The 18042-nt window shown below is 62.3% G+C and carries 15 protein-coding genes; 7 read left to right on the top strand and 8 right to left on the bottom strand.

All coding sequences use genetic code 11. The features are described from left to right. Window positions 1–588 precede the first annotated feature (588 nt). From parC to ACHMXK_RS16100, 3 genes are read right to left on the bottom strand one after another with little or no spacing between them, the layout of a single operon-like run. Window positions 589–2946 carry a DNA topoisomerase IV subunit A gene (gene parC / locus ACHMXK_RS16090; RefSeq protein ID WP_397441545.1) on the bottom strand — a complete coding sequence of 786 codons (2358 nt, stop codon included), beginning with the start codon at window positions 2944–2946 and terminating at the stop codon, window positions 589–591. A gap of 55 nt (window positions 2947–3001) precedes the next feature. Next, window positions 3002–3841, bottom strand: a complete 840-nt coding sequence (locus ACHMXK_RS16095) for a lytic transglycosylase domain-containing protein (RefSeq protein WP_397441546.1) — start codon at window positions 3839–3841, stop codon at window positions 3002–3004. Between the two features lie 46 nt (window positions 3842–3887). Continuing rightward, complete coding sequence (locus ACHMXK_RS16100; RefSeq protein ID WP_397441547.1) at window positions 3888–5858, bottom strand: DNA topoisomerase IV subunit B; 1971 nt, start codon at window positions 5856–5858, stop codon at window positions 3888–3890. A 145-nt stretch (window positions 5859–6003) separates the two neighbouring features. Here ACHMXK_RS16100 and ACHMXK_RS16105 point away from each other — a divergent pair, with 145 nt between their 5' ends. Both ACHMXK_RS16105 and ACHMXK_RS16110 read left to right on the top strand, forming a co-directional pair. After that, on the top strand, window positions 6004–7230 hold the full coding sequence (locus ACHMXK_RS16105) for an MFS transporter (protein WP_397441548.1): 1227 nt from the start codon (window positions 6004–6006) through the stop codon (window positions 7228–7230). A 1-nt stretch (window position 7231) separates the two neighbouring features. Beyond that, the gene (locus ACHMXK_RS16110; RefSeq protein ID WP_397442583.1) at window positions 7232–7354 is read left to right on the top strand and encodes a hypothetical protein; all 123 of its coding nucleotides are present in this window, start codon (window positions 7232–7234) and stop codon (window positions 7352–7354) included. A 4-nt stretch (window positions 7355–7358) separates the two neighbouring features. Here ACHMXK_RS16110 and fusA read toward each other — a convergent pair whose 3' ends face one another. Further along, window positions 7359–9410 (bottom strand): elongation factor G, encoded by a 2052-nt coding sequence (gene fusA / locus ACHMXK_RS16115; protein WP_397441549.1) that lies wholly within the window; start codon window positions 9408–9410, stop codon window positions 7359–7361. A gap of 160 nt (window positions 9411–9570) precedes the next feature. Between fusA and ACHMXK_RS16120 the strand changes: the two genes are divergently transcribed. Both ACHMXK_RS16120 and ACHMXK_RS16125 read left to right on the top strand, forming a co-directional pair. Beyond that, window positions 9571–10383: an SDR family oxidoreductase gene (locus ACHMXK_RS16120; RefSeq protein WP_397441550.1), complete on the top strand. Its 813-nt coding sequence runs from the start codon at window positions 9571–9573 to the stop codon at window positions 10381–10383. Window positions 10384–10400: 17 nt separating this feature from the next. Next, window positions 10401–10958 carry a class I SAM-dependent methyltransferase gene (locus ACHMXK_RS16125; protein ID WP_397442544.1) on the top strand — a complete coding sequence of 186 codons (558 nt, stop codon included), beginning with the start codon at window positions 10401–10403 and terminating at the stop codon, window positions 10956–10958. A gap of 21 nt (window positions 10959–10979) precedes the next feature. Here ACHMXK_RS16125 and ACHMXK_RS16130 read toward each other — a convergent pair whose 3' ends face one another. From ACHMXK_RS16130 to ACHMXK_RS16145, 4 genes are read right to left on the bottom strand one after another with little or no spacing between them, the layout of a single operon-like run. Continuing rightward, complete coding sequence (locus ACHMXK_RS16130; RefSeq protein WP_397441551.1) at window positions 10980–11951, bottom strand: tripartite tricarboxylate transporter substrate binding protein; 972 nt, start codon at window positions 11949–11951, stop codon at window positions 10980–10982. Between the two features lie 40 nt (window positions 11952–11991). Continuing rightward, the gene (locus tag ACHMXK_RS16135; protein ID WP_397441552.1) at window positions 11992–12978 is read right to left on the bottom strand and encodes a zinc-binding dehydrogenase; all 987 of its coding nucleotides are present in this window, start codon (window positions 12976–12978) and stop codon (window positions 11992–11994) included. A 44-nt stretch (window positions 12979–13022) separates the two neighbouring features. Continuing rightward, the gene (locus tag ACHMXK_RS16140; RefSeq protein WP_397441553.1) at window positions 13023–13832 is read right to left on the bottom strand and encodes an enoyl-CoA hydratase; all 810 of its coding nucleotides are present in this window, start codon (window positions 13830–13832) and stop codon (window positions 13023–13025) included. After that, complete coding sequence (locus ACHMXK_RS16145; RefSeq protein ID WP_397441554.1) at window positions 13833–15023, bottom strand: CaiB/BaiF CoA transferase family protein; 1191 nt, start codon at window positions 15021–15023, stop codon at window positions 13833–13835. Between the two features lie 186 nt (window positions 15024–15209). Here ACHMXK_RS16145 and ACHMXK_RS16150 point away from each other — a divergent pair, with 186 nt between their 5' ends. The 3 genes from ACHMXK_RS16150 to bamC all read left to right on the top strand — a co-directional run bounded on the left by ACHMXK_RS16150 (window position 15210) and on the right by bamC (window position 18039). Further along, window positions 15210–15890, top strand: coding sequence for a GntR family transcriptional regulator (locus tag ACHMXK_RS16150; RefSeq protein WP_397441555.1), 681 nt, complete (start codon window positions 15210–15212; stop codon window positions 15888–15890). A gap of 91 nt (window positions 15891–15981) precedes the next feature. Next, a complete protein-coding gene (gene dapA, locus ACHMXK_RS16155; protein WP_397441556.1) occupies window positions 15982–16875 on the top strand; it encodes a 4-hydroxy-tetrahydrodipicolinate synthase in 894 nt (297 codons plus the stop codon). Window positions 16876–16911: 36 nt separating this feature from the next. Beyond that, window positions 16912–18039, top strand: coding sequence for an outer membrane protein assembly factor BamC (gene bamC, locus ACHMXK_RS16160; RefSeq protein WP_397441557.1), 1128 nt, complete (start codon window positions 16912–16914; stop codon window positions 18037–18039). The last annotated feature ends 3 nt before the right edge of the window (window positions 18040–18042 follow it).

An 18042-nucleotide genomic window follows, 5' to 3' on the forward strand; every position in this document is an offset into this window, starting at 1 on the left:
CGTGCCAGCATGACTTGTGCCGTTGCTTCAAGCAAGCCGGGTCTCGGCCCGGCGGCCGACTTACTTTCTTTTGCTTCGCCAAAAGATAAGTAAGCAAAGAAAAGGCGACCCCACTGTCTGCGTCCCTGCGCTTCGCTCCGGGCAACCTGCGGTGCTCGGTCCAGTCGGGGTCGAGCTCGAACTCGCTACGCTCAGACAATCGCTCGCCCTGATCCGACTGGCCCTGCGCTCCTCGGCGCAGACAGAAGGGGTGGGGGCAGGATCGGAAACGGATGCGGGGAGACAAGGACGCGCAAGCGCGTCCTTGTCGGATATTTCCAAGAGACTGCCATTCATGCACGCGAGCGCAACACACATAGCCAAATGAAGTCCCCCTCCATCGCCCAGCGGGGCGAGGGAGGGGTTAGGGGTGGGAGTGGGGAGTCAGGCCTACTGTCAAAGGCAAGCCGCAAACGCAGCGTGATGCCGGTCATGTATTCGGAGCCAGCGATGCGTCGGCAGGCTGATCTCACGAAAATTTATAAGAAATCAGCCTCCAGCCCAATCCCCATAAGCGCAAGCAGCTATCAAATAAATAGCGAAAAAACTTTACTCCACCCGGGTGATAGACCCCGGTTTAAAGCCCAGATCCGCCGCTTTGCCTTTGCGCGCACGTGCCGCCCGGGCGTTGTTCAGGCTGCGTATCTCCAGGGTTTCTTCGCGAACCTTGCCGCCGCGGCCAATGCCTTCGATTTTCACGCTGCGGGTGTAGGCTGCGGCGCCGGCCAAGGTGTCCTTGGCGTCCAGGTCGATCAGCATCAGGCCGCGGCCGCCTGCGGCCTGCGTCTTGAGTTCGCTGATTTCAAAGGTCAGGATGCGGCCGCCGGTGGACGCGCAAGCCACATGGGTCGCAGGATTCAGTGGCAGCGATCCGCTGCTGCCAGAGACATGGGAAGGTTTGCAAATCGTTTCGCCTTCGCCGCAACTGATGAAGGCCTTGCCGGCCTTGAGCCGCGAGGTCATGTTGTCGACCGTCGCCAGGAAACCGTAACCACCGCTGCCGCTGAGCAGCAAGGTGGCCGTTGATGGCCCGGCAAAATAATGCGCGGGTTGGGTGCCGGATTCGAGTTCGATCAAGGTCGTGACCGGCTGCCCATCGCCGCGTGCGCCCGGCAACATGGCGACCGGGATCGAATACACGCGGCCCGTGCCTTTGGCTGCCGTGCCGAACACCAGCAGGCTGTCCACCGTGCGGCATTCAAAGGTGCCGTACAAGCCGTCACCCGACTTGAAGGCGAAGCTGGCCGCGTCGTGGCCATGGCCGGTGCGCGCACGCACCCAGCCTTTGGCGCTAACCACCACGGTCACCGGTTCGTCCAGCACTTTGACTTCGAGCACGGCTTTTTTCTCGGCCTGGATCAGGGTGCGGCGCGGATCGGCAAACTGTTTGGCGTCGGCTTCGATTTCCTTGATCATCAGGCGGCGCAAGGCGGCCGGGCTGCCGAGGATTTCTTCGAGCTTGCCCTGCTCTTCGCGCAGGTTTTTCAGCTCCTGCTCGATCTTGATGGCCTCCAGGCGTGCAAGCTGGCGCAGGCGGATTTCGAGAATGTCTTCGGCCTGGCGGTCGCTGAGATTAAACCGCGCAATCAGCGCGACCTTGGGCTCTTCGGCCTGGCGAATGATGGCAATCACTTCATCGATGTTGAGCAACACCAGTTGCCGGCCTTCGAGGATGTGGATGCGGTCCAGCACCTTGTCCAGGCGGTGCTGCGAGCGCCGCTCTATCGTGGTCTGGCGAAAGCTGATCCACTCGTTGAGCATCTGCCGCAGGTTTTTCTGCGTCGGCCGGCCGTCCAGCCCGACCATGGTCAGGTTGATGCTGGACGAACTTTCCAGGCTGGTGTGCGCCAGCAAGGTGGTGATGAGTTCGGACTGCTCGATGCGGCTGGTTTTGGGCTCGAACACCAGGCGCACGGCGGCGTCCTTGCTCGATTCGTCGCGCACCACGTCGAGCACGGACAAGACCGTTTGTTTGAGCTGCACCTGGTCCAGGCTCAAGGCTTTTTTACCTGTCTTGATTTTCGGGTTGGTGATTTCCTCGATTTCTTCCAGCACACGCTGGGTGCTGACACCTGGCGGCAATTCCTGCACCACCAGTTGCCACTGGCCGCGTGCGAGGTCTTCGATCTTCCAGCGCGCGCGCACCTTGAGCGAGCCGCGCCCGGTGCTGTAAGCCGCGGCGATCTCGGCCGCGCTGGAGATGATCTGGCCGCCGCCCGGGTAGTCGGGACCGGCAATCAGGCCGTACAACTCGTCGTCGCTGAGCTTGGGCGTCTTGATCAGCGCCACGCAGGCGTCGGCCACTTCGCGCAGGTTGTGGCTGGGGATTTCGGTGGCCAGGCCCACGGCAATACCGCTCGCGCCATTGAGCAGGGTGAAGGGCAAACGCGCCGGCAACTGGCGCGGCTCTTCAAAGGAGCCGTCGTAATTCGCGACAAAGTCGACCGTGCCTTCGTCGAGCTCGTCGAGCAGCAGGGTCGTGATTTTCGACAAGCGTGCTTCGGTGTAGCGCATCGCCGCGGCGCCATCGCCATCGCGTGATCCGAAATTGCCCTGCCCGTCAATCAGCGGGTAACGCTGGGAAAAGTCCTGGGCCATACGCACCATCGCGTCATACGCGGCCTGGTCGCCGTGCGGATGGTATTTACCCAGCACGTCACCCACCACACGGGCGCTTTTGACCGGCTTGGCACCGTTGGCGCCTGAGAAACCCAGGCCCATGCGCGCCATGCTGTACATGATGCGCCGCTGCACCGGTTTCTGGCCGTCACAGACATCGGGCAAGGCCCGGCCCTTGACCACGCTGAGCGCATATTCAAGGTAGGCGCGCTGGGCGTAAGCGGCCAGCGACTCCTGGTCGGGCAATTCAGGGCTGGCAGGCGGAGGCGGTGTAAAAAGATCGTCCATCGGGGTTCAAACTACAAAAATAAGGGGTGTAAAAACAGGGCGCATCCGCAGGAATTTATTCACGCTCGACCTGGAACTCAGGGACTGCGGGTGTCTGGACCCCCAAGGTGGGGACCTGGTTGCCGCGCCCGCTGGCGCCGCCCATCATTTCCAGCCGGACGCGCCCGCGGCGTGCGTCCGCCAGCAGGGGCGGCGGCTGGAGGTGGCCGTAAAGCTGCATCACGGTTTTGACGTAATTCTGGGTTTCGGCGTAATTGGGGATTTTGTTGCCGGCCCGCTGCACCGCGCCTTCACCGGCGTTGTAGGCCGCGATCGCCAGCTCCAGCTGGCCGGGAAACAAATCGATCAGGTCGCGCAGATAACGTGCACCGGCGCGAATATTGGTTTTCGGGTCGGTCAGTTTTTTCTCTATGGTCGCGTTTTTTTCGGCCCGCACACCATAACGCTGGGCCGTGGGCGGCATCAGCTGCATCAGGCCGACCGCGCCTTTGGGCGATACGGCATAGGTGTTGAAGCCGGACTCGGTGGCGATCAGCGCCTGCAACAAGGCGTAGTCGATGTTGTGTGTGACCGAGGCTTCGCGCAGCAAATGCCGGACCGCCTTGTAATTGGGCGACACATCGAAAAAAGCCAGCAGCTTGGGCGGTGCGCCCGGCATGCCTTTGCCCGGTGCGCCAGCGCCCCGGTTGGTGTCAAAACTTTCGCCGCCACGGAAAAACAGCTGGTAACGCTCATCCAGCCGCTCGGCTGAAAAATGCGCCACGCCGGCCTGATCCACATAACCCCAGACATCGGCCCGGGCCGGTGCGCCAGTCAGCAGCAAGGCGGCAGCGGCTATCAAAAACGATAGCTGCTTGCGCCCGTCCCATAAGGGCTGGAGCCACTTTTGACGCATAAACCTGGTCATGCGGCGCGATATCCGGGCTGAAACATGGTGTTTTTCAGATATCGATCTCCACAGCATCGCCGTGAAGTTCCATGAGCTCGCGGCGTGCCGCGGCTTCGCCCTTGCCCATCAGTTTGGTGACCAGGCTTTCGGTCTGTGCAAAGTCCATATTGCCCAGTTGCACCGGCAGCAGACGCCGGGTGTCGGGGTTCAAGGTGGTTTCCCAGAGTTGCTCCGCGTTCATCTCACCCAGGCCTTTGAAGCGGCTGATGGCCCAGGCGCCTTCACGCACGCCTTCCTTGCGCAGCTTGTCCAGAATGGCGTTCAACTCGCCTTCGTCCAGCGCATAAGCCTTGGACGCCGGCTTCTTGCCGCGCGCCGGCGCATCCACCCGGTACAAGGGCGGCCGAGCCACAAACACATGGCCGGTTTCTATCAGTTTGGGGAAATGCCGGAAAAACAGGGTCAGCAGCAAGACCTGGATGTGTGAGCCGTCCACGTCGGCATCGCTGAGGATGCAAATCTTGCCGTAACGCAGGCCGGAGAGGTCCGGGGAGTCGTTGGGGCCGTGCGGGTCGACACCGATGGCCACCGAAATGTCATGGATCTCGTTGTTGGCAAACAGCCGGTCGCGCTCGACCTCCCAGGTGTTGAGCACCTTGCCGCGCAGCGGCAGAATGGCCTGGCTTTCCTTGTCGCGGCCCATCTTGGCGCTGCCGCCGGCGGAGTCGCCCTCGACCAAGAACATCTCGTTGTGCGCCAGGTCCTTGCTTTCGCAGTCGGTGAGTTTGCCCGGCAACACAGCCACGCCCGAACCTTTGCGTTTTTCAACTTTCTGGCCGGCCTTTTGCCGCGTCTGGGCGGCCTTGATGGCCAGTTCGGCCAGCTTTTTGCCGTAGTCGACATGGTGGTTGAGCCAGACTTCCAGCGTGGGCCGCACAAAGCTGGAGACCAGGCGCACCGCATCACGCGAGTTCAGGCGTTCCTTGATCTGGCCCTGGAACTGCGGGTCCAGCACCTTGGCCGAAAGCACATAACTGGCACGCGCAAACACGTCCTCGGGCAGCAGCTTGACACCTTTGGGCAGCAGCGAATGCAGCTCGATGAAACTCTTAACGGCCTGAAACACGCCGTCGCGCAGGCCGCTTTCATGCGTGCCACCGGCGCTGGTCGGAATCAGGTTGACATAACTTTCACGCACCGGCTGGCCGTCTTCGGTGAAGGCCAAACACCACTGCGCACCCTCGCCTTCGGCAAAACTGTCGTGCGCGGCGTCGGCAAAACCTTCGCCCTCGAACAGCGGGATCACCGGATCGGCGCTCAGGGTCTGCATCAGGTAGTCGCGCAGGCCGCCCTTGTAAATCCAGGTCTGCACTTCCTTGGTTTTTTCCACCACCAGCGTCACGGTGACGCCGGGCATCAGCACGGCCTTGCTGCGCAGCAGATGGGTGAGTTCGGCCATGGGCAGGGCCGAACTTTCAAAATATTTGGCGTCCGGCCAGGCCCGCACCGTGGTGCCCGACTTGCGGTCACCTTCGCCGGCCTTGCGCAGTTGCAAAGCCTCGGTCACATCGCCGCCCGAAAACACCAGGGAGGCGACCATGCCGTCGCGGTAGGAGGTGGCTTCCAGGCGCTTGGACAAGGCATTGGTCACGCTGACACCGACACCGTGCAGGCCGCCGGAAAAGCTGTAGGCGCCGCCCTTGCCCTTGTCGAACTTGCCGCCGGCATGTAACTGGGTGAACACCAGCTCGATCACTGGGGCGTTTTCCTCCGGATGCAGGCCGTAGGGAATGCCGCGGCCATCGTCTTCGATGCTGACCGAGCCGTCGCTGTGCAAGGTGACCTTGATCTTCTTGCCGTGACCGGCCAGCGCCTCGTCGGCCGAGTTGTCCAGCACTTCCTGGATGATGTGCAGCGGGTTGTCGGTGCGGGTGTACATGCCCGGGCGCTGCTTGACAGGCTCCAGGCCTTTGAGCACGCGGATCGAGCCTTCGGAATATTCGTTGGGTAGTTTGGTCGCCATGGGAGGGTGGATTGTAGACCTGGATGATTCTAAAGCTGGATAAATATACAGCCTTTCGAGCTGCGCCGGCATTCATGCCTGGCACGCATCAATGCGCTGAACATTTTGAAAAGCAGAAACACGCGTGTTTGGGTACATTCACCGCATGCATTCTTCGAGTCGAAACCTATCCATGCTGCAGGTGTTGATCTGCGGCGCCGCCATTGTCACCCTGTCCATGGGCATACGCCACGGCTTCGGCCTGTGGCTGCTGCCCATCACCCAAGAGCAGGGCTGGACACGCCAGACCTTTGCGCTGGCGCTTGCCGTGCAAAACCTGTCCTGGGGCGTGTTCGGCATTTTTGCCGGCATGCTGGCCGACCGTTTTGGCGCGGCCCGCGTGATCATGGGCGGTGCCGTTTTGTATGCGCTGGGATTGGTGGGCATGGCGCTGTCCACCAGCGGGCTGCTGTTCACGCTGACCACGGGCATCCTGATTGGTGCGGCCCAGGCGGGCACCACCTATGCCGTGATTTACGGCGTGATTGGCCGCAACATCCCGGCCGAAAAACGTTCCTGGGCCATGGGCGTGGCGGCGGCGGCCGGCTCCTTCGGGCAGTTCCTGATGGTGCCGGTGGAAGGTTTTCTGATCAGCGGCCTGGGCTGGAAAGAAGCGCTGCTGGTGCTCAGCGGCGCGGTTTTGCTGATCATGCCGCTGGCCTTGGGCCTGCGCGAGACCCGTTTCGGTGCCGGCCAGGCGTCCGCGCGTGAACAAACCATTCTGCAAGCCTTGAAGGAGGCCTTCAAGTACCCGAGCTTCCAGTTGCTGATGGCCGGTTATTTTGTGTGTGGTTTCCAGGTCGTGTTTATCGGTGTGCACATGCCCAGCTACTTGCGCGACAAAGGGCTGTCGCCGCAAGTGGCGAGTTACGCGCTGGCCCTGATCGGCCTGTTCAATGTGTTTGGCACCTACGCGGCCGGCACCCTGGGCCAACGGCTGGCCAAACGAAAAATCCTGGCCTTTATTTATTTCGCCCGGGCCGTGGTGATTGCGGTGTTCCTGGCGGCACCGCTGAGCCCGACCAGCGTCTATATTTTTGCCAGCCTGATGGGGCTGTTGTGGCTGTCCACGATTCCACCGACCAACGCGGTGGTGGCGCAGATTTTCGGCATCCAACATTTGTCCATGCTCAGCGGTTTTGTGTTTTTCAGCCACCAGATCGGCTCCTTCCTGGGCGTCTGGCTGGGCGGCTACCTGTACGACCGTACCGGCAGTTACGACATCGTCTGGTACATCGCCATCGGCCTGGGCGTGTTTGCGGCGCTGGTCAACCTGCCGGTGCGTGAAACCGCGATCCAGCGACCCCGGACTGGCCAATTGCAAGGTGCCTGAAATGATGGCCCGCAAAATCGCGCTGTACACGCTGGCCTTGGCGGCCGTGCTGGGCGTGTTTGCGCTCTACACCCGGCCCGACTTCCTGCTGACCCTGGCCGACCAGATATGGGCTTGTTTCTAACAGCTCAATCCTCGTCACGCACCTTGAACTGACCGGCCAGTTGCTGCTGCACCGGTGGCGGCACGGCCTCGTAGTGGCTGAAGGCCAAGGTGTAACGGCCCTGCCCGCCAGTCAGCGCATTGAGCCGTGACTGGTAGCTGCTCAACTCCGACAGCGGCACCTGGCCCAACACCGCCAAAATCCCCAGTTGCAGCCCGCGTGTGCCGCTGACCTGGCCGCGGCGCGCCGACAGGTCGCCGGTGATGTCGCCCATATTGGCCTCGGGCGCGGTGATCTCGACATTGACGATGGGCTCCAGCACGATGGGCACGGCGGCACGCACGGCTTCGATCACCGCCTTGCGTCCGGCCGTCGCAAACGCGATGTCCTTGCTGTCCACGCTGTGGTACTTGCCGTCATAGACCACCACCCGCACATCCCGCACCGGAAAACCCGCAATCACGCCGCTTTCCAGCGCCTGGCGCACACCTTTCTCCACCGCCGGCAGGTACTGGCCGGGAATGGTGCCGCCCTTGACCTGATCGACAAACTCGATGCCGGCGCCGCGGGCCAAAGGTTCGATGCGCAAAAAAACCTCGCCAAACTGGCCGGCGCCGCCACTTTGTTTTTTGTGGCGGTGGTGGCCGGCCGCCGCCACGGTGATGGTTTCGCGGTAGGCAATACGCGGCGGCCGGGTGTTGACCTCACATTTGTAGACCTCGCTCAGGCGCTCCAGCAGCGCCCGCAGGTGCAACTCGCCCAGCCCGTAGACCACGGTTTCGTTGGTCGTCGTCACATGTTCCAGCCGCAGGCAGGGGTCTTCGTCCACCAGCCTTTGCACCAGATCCCACATGCGTTGTTCGTCACCGCGGCGTTTGGGCTCTATCGCCAGCCCGTGCACAGGCACGGGGAAGTCCAACGGTTTGAGGTGGATGTGTTCGTCCTCCGCCGCATCGTGCAAGACCGCGTCGAAATGAATCTCATCAACCTTGGCCACGGCACACAACTCGCCCGGCCCGGCGCTGGCGATTTCGGTGTGGTCCTTGCCCTGCAGCCGGAACAGGTGGCCGACCTTGAAGGGCCGCCTGCCATCACCGATATACAGCAGACTGTCGCGGGTGACCGTGCCCTGGTGCACCCGGAAAATGCCCATCTTGCCGACATAAGGGTCGACCGTGACCTTGAACACATGCGCCAGCACATGGCGCGCCGGATCCGGCTCGGCCCGCACCGGCGTAGCGGCGGCGCCTTCGCCGCGCAAAAATCGCGGTGGGTTGCCCTCGGCCGGATTGGGCAGCAGCCTGACCATCACATCCAGCAACTCGGCCACGCCGGCGCCGTTGCGTGCCGAGACAAAACAGACCGGTATCAGGTGGCCTTCGCGCAGCGCCTGCTCCAGCGGCGCATGTAATTCGCTCGGGTCCACATCGCCGTCGTTCAGGTAACGCTCGACCAGGGCCGGATCCACCTCGACCACCTGCTCGACCAGCGCACGGTGCGCCAGCGCCACGCTGGAAAAATCGGCCTCGCCGGCCGGGTTGAAAAAGCAGTCCACCACCCGTGTGCCACCGGCCGCGGGCAGGTTCAGCGGCAGACACTCCTTGCCAAAAGCTGTCTGGATGGCCGCGAGCAAACCCGGCAAATCAATCCCCAGCGCGTCTATCTTGTTGATGATGACCATGCGGCACAACTCACGCTGCGCCGCCCAGTCCATCATGCGGCCACTCATCAGTTCCAGGCCGCTGGAGGCGCTGACCACCAGGGCCGCGGTCTCCACCGCCTCCAGCGCGGGCAAGGACTGGCCCAGAAAATCCGGCGCGCCCGGGGTGTCGATCAGGTGAATCAGGGTGTCTTCATGCTGCAGGTGCACCAGCGCCGCGTTCAGCGAGTGTTGCGCCCGTCGCTCCAGCGGGTCAAAGTCGCTGACCGTGGTGCCGCGCTCCAGGCTGCCAGTCGCACCGATCGCACCGGCCTTGTGCAACAAGGCCTCGACCAGGCTGGTCTTGCCGCTGGCGGCGGCACCGACAAAGGCCAGCGTGCGCAAGGCAGTGACGGCCGGAGAAATCGAGGAAGGCATAAGCGCTCCTTGGTGCCGGACGCAGCGCCTGCGCCCGATGGCATGACTTGGCTACACAGCGTAAGGGATAGTGCGCCTCAGGGCAAGGGGCTGGGGCCCTTCATTCGATGGTAGGCTTTCGGGTGAACGCAACACCAGACCTGCAAAAAGTGACAAGACCATGAAAACCATCGTGATCACCGGCGCCTCGGACGGCATAGGCGCAGAAATCGCGCGCCAACTGGCGCAACGCCATGGCGCGCAGGCCGCGCTGGTGCTGGCCGCCCGCAACAAAGACGCGCTGAACGTCGTGGCCACCCAGTGCCAGGCCAGCGGCGCGGCCACGTTGGTGGTGCCCACCGACGTGGCCGAGCAGGCCCAGTGCCGCGCGCTCATTGCAGCCGCCGCCGAGCGTTTCGGACACATTGACGCCCTGATCAACAACGCCGGCATGTCGGCCCAAGCCCTGTTTGAAGACGTGAAAGCCGAAGACCTGGCCTGGTACGAGCAGTTGATGCGTATCAACCTCTGGGGCAGTATCTGGTGCACCCATGCCGCCCTGCCCTGGCTCAAGCAAAGCCGCGGCAGCATCGTGGCGGTGTCCAGCCTGGCCGGCCTGATCGGCGTGCCCGGCCGCACCGCCTACAGCGCCACCAAATTTGCCATGACCGGTTTTTTTGAAGCCTTGCGCGCCGAGCTGAAAACGGCCGGCGTCAGCGTCACCACCGCCTACCCCGGCGTGGTCGCCACCCAGATCCGCTACCGCGGCTTCAACGCCGCGGGGAGAGCAGCCGGCGCCAGCGGACTCAAGGAAGACGATGCCATGAGCGTGGAAACCTGCGCCCGCCTGATCATTGAAGGCATGGCGCGCCGCGAGCGCGAGGTCGTGATGACGGCCAAAGGCAAGCTGGGCCGCTGGCTCAAGCTGCTGGCACCCGGCGCCGTTGAAAACATGGCGCTGGCCGCCCTCAAAGACGAGGTCAAACCCCATTGAACACTGAATCACCAACGATAAGTCCGCACGGCAGCGAAGCGCCCTCTCCCTGGGTACAACGTTGGTCCCATCTGGTACGTCCCCAGGGCACGGTGCTCGACGTGGCCTGCGGCCAGGGCCGCCATGCTTATTGGTTTTATAAGAGAAATCACCCTCTAGCCCTTGTGGACCGGTCGCAAGCAGCTATCGAATCCATAGCGATTCCAGCCGCGTCCTGCGAAGCGGTGGTGGCCGATATCGAAGCGGGGCCCTGGCCTTTTGCCGGCCGCCAGTTTGACGCCGTGGTGGTCACCAATTACCTGTGGCGCCCGCTGCTGCCCACGCTGCTGGCCAGCCTGGCGCCAGGCGGTGTGCTGATTTACGAAACCTTTGCCCAAGGCAATGAAACCGTGGGCAAACCCTCGCGGCCGGATTTTTTGCTGCGCCCGGGGGAGTTGCTGGAGCTGTGCCGCGACTTGCGCGTGGTGGCTTTTGAGGACGGCTACCAGGACACACCGGCCCGCTTTGTGCAGCGAATTGCAGCGGTCCGGGAAATGGCTTCGCCGGGAACCGTACCGCGTTATCCCCTGGCTTAACGGAACAGCGCAGGCGCCGGGTCAATCAAGCTTGACGCCCGCGTCCTTGACCAGCTTGACCCAGAACTTCGCGTCTTCGTTCAGAAACGCCGCAAATTGTTCGGGCGAGGATGACAAGGCCACATCCGTGCCTTCACGCGCCAGCGCCGCCTTCACCGCAGGTTGCTGCATGGCAATGGTGGTGGCGTCAAAGATTTTTTTGACAATGGCCGGTGGTGTGCCCACTGGCACAAAAAAACCGTACCAAAATTCAATGCCGTACTCCGGCAAACCCGCCTCAACCATGCCCGGCACGCCGGGGACCAGCGGCGTACGTTCACGTGTGCTGACCGCCAGACCTCGCAAACGGCCGCCCTGAACCATGGGCAGCACCGAAGGCGGTGTGCCGAAGGTCAGTTGTGTGTCGCCGGCGATCACCGACTGGATCGCCGGACTGCCGCCGCGAAACGGAATATGTGTCATCTGCACGCCGGTGATTTGCAGGAACAAGGCCGCGCCCAAGTGCGGGGCCGAGCCATTGCCCGAGGTGGCGTAGTTCAGTGTGCCCGGAGATTTTTTGGCCCTGGCGATCAACTCCTGCACGGAGTTGATGCCTGTGGCCGGGTTGGCCGCAATCACCAGCGGGGAGGTGGTCACTTTGGTGATGGGCATCAGGTCGCGCGCGCTGTAACCCAGCTTGCTGTTGAGGGCCGGGTTCACGGAGATGCTGCTGGGGCTGGCGATCAGAAGGGTGTAGCCGTCCGGCGCGGCCTTGGCCGCCGCTTCAGCCGCGATGCTGGAGCCGGCACCGGCGCGGTTTTCGATCACGATGGGCTGGCCCATGGCTTTGCCCAGTGCATCGCTCATGGCGCGCGCCACATAGTCGGCCGCGCCGCCAGGCGCAAACCCCACCAGCAGCCGGATCGGCTTGGCCGGATAAGCCGGCGCCTGGGCCGCAGCGCCCAAACTCAGGCTGCCGAGAACCAAGGCTGAAATAAGTCCCAGTTTCTTCATGATGTTTGTCTCCTTCTTTTTGAATTGTTCGCAACGCGGTCTAGCGCCTGCCCGGCATGGCCAGCACAATCTTGCCTAGGTGCTGGCTGGCTTCCATGCAGGCCTTGGCGGCGGCCAACTGATCGAAGGGGAACACCCGGTCCACCAGCGGCTGGATGCGGCCCGCCGCCAGGGCCGGCAACATGTCGGCCACAAAACCCGGCACCGCCTGGGCGCGTTGTTCGGGCGTGCGCTGCTTGTTGGACACACCAAACAGCGTCAGGCGTTTGGCGTGCAGGGTTTCGAGATCGATCTCGGCCTTGAGCACACCATCGACATAACCCACCGTGGCATGCCGCCCCTGAAAGGCCAGGCAACGCAGACCTTCGGCAAACACCGAACCACCCACGGTGTTGACCACCAGATTCACCCCTTTACCGCCGCTGGCCTGCATCACGGCGTCGTGAAAATCAGCGGCGCGTGTACACAGGCCAACATCCAGCCCCAACGGCTGGAGGCGCGCAAGTTTGTCGGCCGAGCCGGAGGTGCCTATCACTTTTGCCCCCAAGGCCTTGGCGGTCTGCAAGGCCGCCACCCCTACGCCCGACGACACGCCGTTGATCAGCAGCCACTCATCGGCCGCCAGCCGGCCCTGCAAGACCAGCATGTCGTAGACCACCAGAAAGGTCAGCGGCACACTGGCCGCTTCTTCCCAGGACAAATTGGCGGGCATGGCCATGACTTCGCGCACATCCATCAGCGCGTATTCGGAAAAAGCCCCGGGACAACGCCCCATGACGCGGTCGCCCAGCTTCAGGTGGCTCACGCCCGCGCCCAGCTTGACCACCTCGCCCGCACCTTCCATGCCCACGGCTTTGGCGCTGCCGGGTTTGCCGTGCAGCCCATGGCCGGCAATAAATTCGCCCCGGTTCAGACTGGCCGCGTGCAGGCGCACCAGCACCTGTTGCGGACCGGGTTCGGGCTGGGGCAGCTTGCGCAATTCCAGCGTGGCGTGTTGCTCGCTCATGTGCATCCAGTAAGACTGCATGGGTGTTTTCTTTCCAGGTGGGTGAGGCCGAAATGAGGGTTGGCTTATTTGCCGACAAAGACGGGTTTGCGTTTTTCCATGAAGGCCTTGCGGCCCTCGGCATAGTCCGCGCTGTCAAAACAGCCGCGTATCAGTTGCTGGCACAGCGCCATGTCGAGTTCGGGCGAGGGCTTGAGAATTTCCGCCGTGATCGCCTTGGCCGCACGTATGGTCAAGGGTGCATTGACGGCCATGGCCAAGGTGTATTCCGCCAGCAAAGCGGACAACTGCTCGGGCTCACACACGCGTGAGATCAGACCCAGCGCCTGGGCTTCCCGGGCGTCTATCTTGCGGGCCGTGAAAAACAGGTCTTTGGCGGCGCCGGCGCCTATCAGATCGACCAGGTTTTTCATGGCCGAATAACGGTAGCCCAGGCCCAGGCGGGCGGCGGGAATCGAAAACACCGAGTCGGTCGAGGCGATACGGATGTCGCAACTGATCGCCACATTCACGCCGCCGCCTATGCAATAACCGCGAATACAGGAGAGCGTGGGTTTGCTGAAGTGGTAGATGCTCATCAGTGCGGTTTCCGCCATGTGTTCGTAACGCGTCACGGCTTCGCGTGCGGCACGCATGTCTTCAAACTGCGAAATGTCGGCACCGGACACAAATGATTTTTCGCCGGCACCCGAAAACACCACCAGCCGCACGCGATCGTCGGTTTCCGCCAGCGTCAAAAGCGCCGGCACAGCCTCCCACATGTCCACCGACAAGGCGTTGTGCCGTGCCGGGTTGTTGAAACGAATATGCAGCGTGGCGGCATCCAGCCAGGTCTGCACACGTTCGGTCGGGGATTCATAGTTGATCGTTGACATTCAATACACTCCGGTTGATTTCATACGCGCCAGGTCTTCGGCGCCCCAGCCCAGTTCGGCCAGGATTTCTTCGCTATGTTCGCCGCGGCGCGGCGCGGCGCGGGTTATGCTGCTGGGCGTGCGTTCCAGCTGCATGGGCTGGCCCACCAGGCGTTGCGCGCCCAGGTGTTGGGACACCACGTCCTTGACCATGGCCAGGTGCTGGATCTGCGGCTCCTCGAACACCTCTTTCACACTGTTGATGTGGCCGCAGGCCACGCCACCCGCGTTCAGGCGTTCTATCCAGTAAGCGCGGTCTTGCGCGGCCAGGCGCCGGTTGATCTCGGCGTTGAGCGAATCGCGGTTGACCGAACGCCCCCGCTTGTCGTGGTAACGCTCGTCGCTGACCCACTCGGGCGCACCCAGGATGTCGCAAAACCGCTCCCAGATCTTGGAGCCAAACACGGCGATGTTCATGTAGCCGTCGCGCGCCTTGTACACCCCGGTCGGGATGCTGGTGGGGTGAAAGTTACCGGCCTGGGTCGCCACTTCACCATCGATCAGCCAGCGCGAGGTCTGGAAGTCCATCATGTAAACCATGGACTCCAGCAGCGAGGTGTGCAACCACTGGCCTTTGCCCGAAGCCTCGCGCTCCAGCAAGGCCACCAGAATGCCCTGGGCCGCAAAAATGCCGGCGCATAAATCGGCGATAGGAATACCCACACGCATGGGCCCTTGCTCGGCCATCCCGGTCACCGACATCAGCCCGCCCATGCCCTGGGCAATCTGATCGAAGCCAGGGCGGGCGGCCAGCGGACCGGTCTGGCCAAAACCGGAAATGCTGGCATAGACCAGACCCGGGTTGTCCACACTCAGGCTGTCGTAATCAATGCCCAGGCGGAACTTGACGTCGGGCCGGAAGTTCTCCACCACCACGTCGGCCCCGGCGATCAGGCGCTTGAGCACGCGGATGCCTTCGTCCTCTTTCAGGTTCAGGGTGATCGAACGTTTGTTGCGGTGGGTGTATTGGTAATCCGAGCCTTCCTGCCCGCCCAGGGTGTCATCGCCGCGCATGTGTTCGGGCATCTGCACTTGGATCACATCAGCCCCCCAGTCGGCCAACTGGCGGCAAGCCGTCGGACCGGCCCGGACCTGGGTCAGGTCCACCACGCGAAAACGCTGGAGTGCGGAGGAAGCAGGCATGTGTGGCATGGGTAAAGTCCAGAAAAAGACACAAAAAATGAAACGCAAGTGTCATCTTTTGAATATTAAAGTGTCAACACTTTTTTAATAAGTGATAACACTATCCAGCCTGAATGCCTGAGCAGATCGCTTTTTCAGTTACCATGCCAACACCTGTTTCATGCGCCACCTCGTGCGCCACCGGCCCCTTCCGCCATGCCACCACCGAAAGAAAAGCCCGAGCAGGGATTGCCGCTCTTTATTGCGGACCAACTCAAGCACCTGATTTACACGGGAGCACTCAAACCCGGCGAACGCCTCAACGAGGCGGCGCTGGCGCTGCGCATGGGCACCAGCCGTGGGCCGATCCGCGAGGCCATTCGCATGCTCACGGGCCTGGGCATCGTCAAGGCCGTGGTCAATCGCGGGGTGTTTGTGCGGCAAATCTCGGTGCGCGAGATGCTGGAGATCTACGAATTACGCGCCCTGGTCTTCGGTTTTGCCGCTGAACGCGCGACCGAACACATCAATGAAGAACACAAACAGCAATTCGAGCTGCTGCTGGCGCAGATGGATGCGGCCTGCGATGCCGAAGACGCGGACCGTTATTACGATCTGAACCTGCAATTCCACGCCCTGATCCTGCGCCTGTCGAACAACCAGCGCGCCCATGAGACTTATGACGACTACGTCAAGGAATTACACCTGTTCCGGCGCCGTTATTTCAATTCGCCCGGGAACATGCGCCGCTCCAATATCGAACACCGGGCGATTTACGAAGCCATCATCAAGGGCGCCAAGGCCCGGGCAAAATCAGCCGCCGAACGCCACGTACTGTCGGGCCGGCAACGTCTGCTGGCCAGCATCGACGACAGCAGCCCTCTGTCCACCCAATAACCCCACCTGGCGCACTGAGTAGAATGCGGAATTGGCTTGCCAAGCTGGCTTGAGCGCCAGTACCCAAAAGCCCTCAACCTGACACAAAGACATGAAAACCATTACCGGCAGCATTGTTGCACTGGCCACTCCCCTGCATGAAGACGGCAGCGTTGACTACCCGACCTTGCGCAAACTGGTGGACTGGCACATTGCCGAGGGCACCGATTGCATCGGTGTGGTCGGCACCACCGGCGAGTCGCCCACCGTCAACGTCGAAGAACACTGCGAAATCATCCGCGTCTCGGTTGAGCAGGCCAAAAAACACGGCGCCAAGGCCGTGCCCATCATGGCCGGCTGCGGCGCCAACTCCACATCGGAGGCGATAGAGCTGGCCCGTTTTGCCAAAAAAGTCGGCGCCGACTGCCAGTTGCAGGTTGTGCCTTATTACAACAAGCCCACACAGGAAGGGCAGTACCGGCACTTCCAGGCCATCGCCGAATCGGTGGACCTGCCCATGGTGCTGTACAACGTCCCCGGTCGCACGGTCGCCGACATGCAGCACGCGACCGTGCTGCGCCTGGCGCAGGTGCCCGGCATTGTCGGCATCAAGGAAGCAACCGGCAACATCGAACGCGCCCAGTGGCTGATCAAGGACGTGCCAACCGGTTTTGCGGTTTATTCCGGTGACGACCCAACTGCCGTGGCGCTGATGTTGTGCGGCGGCCAGGGCAATATCAGCGTCACCGCCAATGTGGCGCCACGGCTGATGCATGAACTGTGTGTGGCCGCGATCGCCGGCGACACCCGGGCCGCGATGAAAATTCAGTTTCAGTTGCTGCCGCTGCACAAAAACCTGTTTGTAGAAGCCAACCCGATTCCGGTCAAGTGGGCCATGGCCCGCATGGGACTTTGCGGCGGCACCTTGCGCCTGCCGATGACGCCGCTCGAAACAGCCAACGAAGCCACGGTGGAAAACGCACTGCGCGTTTCCGGCCTGATCTAATTTTTAAGGGACCCCCAAGTGAAGAAGACATTGCCCATGCCGACCGCCTCCCGTTTTGTGGCAGCGCCCGTGCTGACACTGGTTGCCGCCTTGATCCTGTCCGGCTGCTCATCCCTGGGTGAAACCCTGCAGGGTGACAAGGTGGACTACAAATCCGCCGCCAAAGGAACCTCGCTGGATGTGCCTCCCGATTTGACCCAGCTCTCGCGCGACACCCGTTACGTGGTGCCAGGCAGCGCCGTTACCGCCAGCGGTTATCAGGTTGGCCAGACCACCCAGTCCGTCACAACGGCAGCGACCACCGTGGGCGATGTCCGGATTGAACGCGCGGGCAACCAGCGCTGGCTGGTGGTGAACCGCCCTGCTGACAAACTCTGGGGCCCGACACGCGAGTTCTGGCAGGAAAGCGGCTTTTTGCTGGCCATGGACCAGGAAAACCTGGGCATCATGGAAACCGACTGGGCGGAAAACCGCGCCAAACTTCCGCAAGACTTCATCCGCGCGACCTTGGGCAAACTGCTCGACAGCCTGTACTCCACCGGTGAACGCGACAAGTTCCGCACACGCCTGGAACGCACACCCACCGGCGGCACCGAGATTTACATCAGCCACCGCGGCATGGTCGAAACCGTCACGGACAGCCGCACCACCGGCCCCGTGAAATCTGGCGATGGCACGATCTGGCAGCCCCGCCCAGCCGACCCCGAACTCGAAGCGGAATTCCTGCGCCGGCTGATGGTCAAGCTGGGCGTCAGCCAGGAACAATCCAAAGCCCTGATTGCCAGCGGCACTGCCCGACAAAGCGCACGTGTGGCCAAGGTCAACAACATGCCGGTCGTTCAGATCGATGAAGGTTTTGAGCGCGCCTGGCGCCGTGTCGGTCTGGCGCTGGACCGCACCGGCTTCACCGTGGAAGACCGCGACCGCACACAAGGCACTTATTTCGTGCGTTACGTCGAGCCGACCTCCGACAAAAAAGAACCCGGCTTCTTCAGCAAGCTGTTCAGCGGCTCGTCGGCTGGTGCACCTCCGCTCAAGTATCGGATTGCCGTGCGCAGCGAAGGCGAGGCAACCACCGTGTCCGTGCTCAATGCCCAAGGCGCACCGGAAGCCTCTGCCAATGCCCAGCGCATTGTGCAAGTCATTGCCGACGACCTGAAATAAGGC

It is taken from the genome of Polaromonas sp. UC242_47, assembly GCF_044452385.1.
In the GTDB taxonomy this organism is placed as follows: domain Bacteria; phylum Pseudomonadota; class Gammaproteobacteria; order Burkholderiales; family Burkholderiaceae_C; genus Polaromonas.

Excerpts from the sequence above, each read along its gene's own strand:
- parC (WP_397441545.1), bottom strand. The coding sequence starts at position 2,946 with ATGGACGATCTTTTTACACCGCCTCCGCCTGCCAGCCCTGAATTGCCC.
- ACHMXK_RS16095 (WP_397441546.1), bottom strand. The coding sequence starts at position 3,841 with ATGCGTCAAAAGTGGCTCCAGCCCTTATGGGACGGGCGCAAGCAGCTA.
- ACHMXK_RS16100 (WP_397441547.1), bottom strand. The coding sequence starts at position 5,858 with ATGGCGACCAAACTACCCAACGAATATTCCGAAGGCTCGATCCGCGTG.
- ACHMXK_RS16105 (WP_397441548.1), top strand. The coding sequence starts at position 6,004 with ATGCATTCTTCGAGTCGAAACCTATCCATGCTGCAGGTGTTGATCTGC.
- ACHMXK_RS16110 (WP_397442583.1), top strand. The coding sequence starts at position 7,232 with ATGATGGCCCGCAAAATCGCGCTGTACACGCTGGCCTTGGCGGCCGTG.
- fusA (WP_397441549.1), bottom strand. The coding sequence starts at position 9,410 with ATGCCTTCCTCGATTTCTCCGGCCGTCACTGCCTTGCGCACGCTGGCC.
- ACHMXK_RS16120 (WP_397441550.1), top strand. The coding sequence starts at position 9,571 with ATGAAAACCATCGTGATCACCGGCGCCTCGGACGGCATAGGCGCAGAA.
- ACHMXK_RS16130 (WP_397441551.1), bottom strand. The coding sequence starts at position 11,951 with ATGAAGAAACTGGGACTTATTTCAGCCTTGGTTCTCGGCAGCCTGAGT.
- ACHMXK_RS16135 (WP_397441552.1), bottom strand. The coding sequence starts at position 12,978 with ATGCAGTCTTACTGGATGCACATGAGCGAGCAACACGCCACGCTGGAA.
- ACHMXK_RS16140 (WP_397441553.1), bottom strand. The coding sequence starts at position 13,832 with ATGTCAACGATCAACTATGAATCCCCGACCGAACGTGTGCAGACCTGG.
- ACHMXK_RS16145 (WP_397441554.1), bottom strand. The coding sequence starts at position 15,023 with ATGCCACACATGCCTGCTTCCTCCGCACTCCAGCGTTTTCGCGTGGTG.
- ACHMXK_RS16150 (WP_397441555.1), top strand. The coding sequence starts at position 15,210 with ATGCCACCACCGAAAGAAAAGCCCGAGCAGGGATTGCCGCTCTTTATT.
- dapA (WP_397441556.1), top strand. The coding sequence starts at position 15,982 with ATGAAAACCATTACCGGCAGCATTGTTGCACTGGCCACTCCCCTGCAT.
- bamC (WP_397441557.1), top strand. The coding sequence starts at position 16,912 with ATGCCGACCGCCTCCCGTTTTGTGGCAGCGCCCGTGCTGACACTGGTT.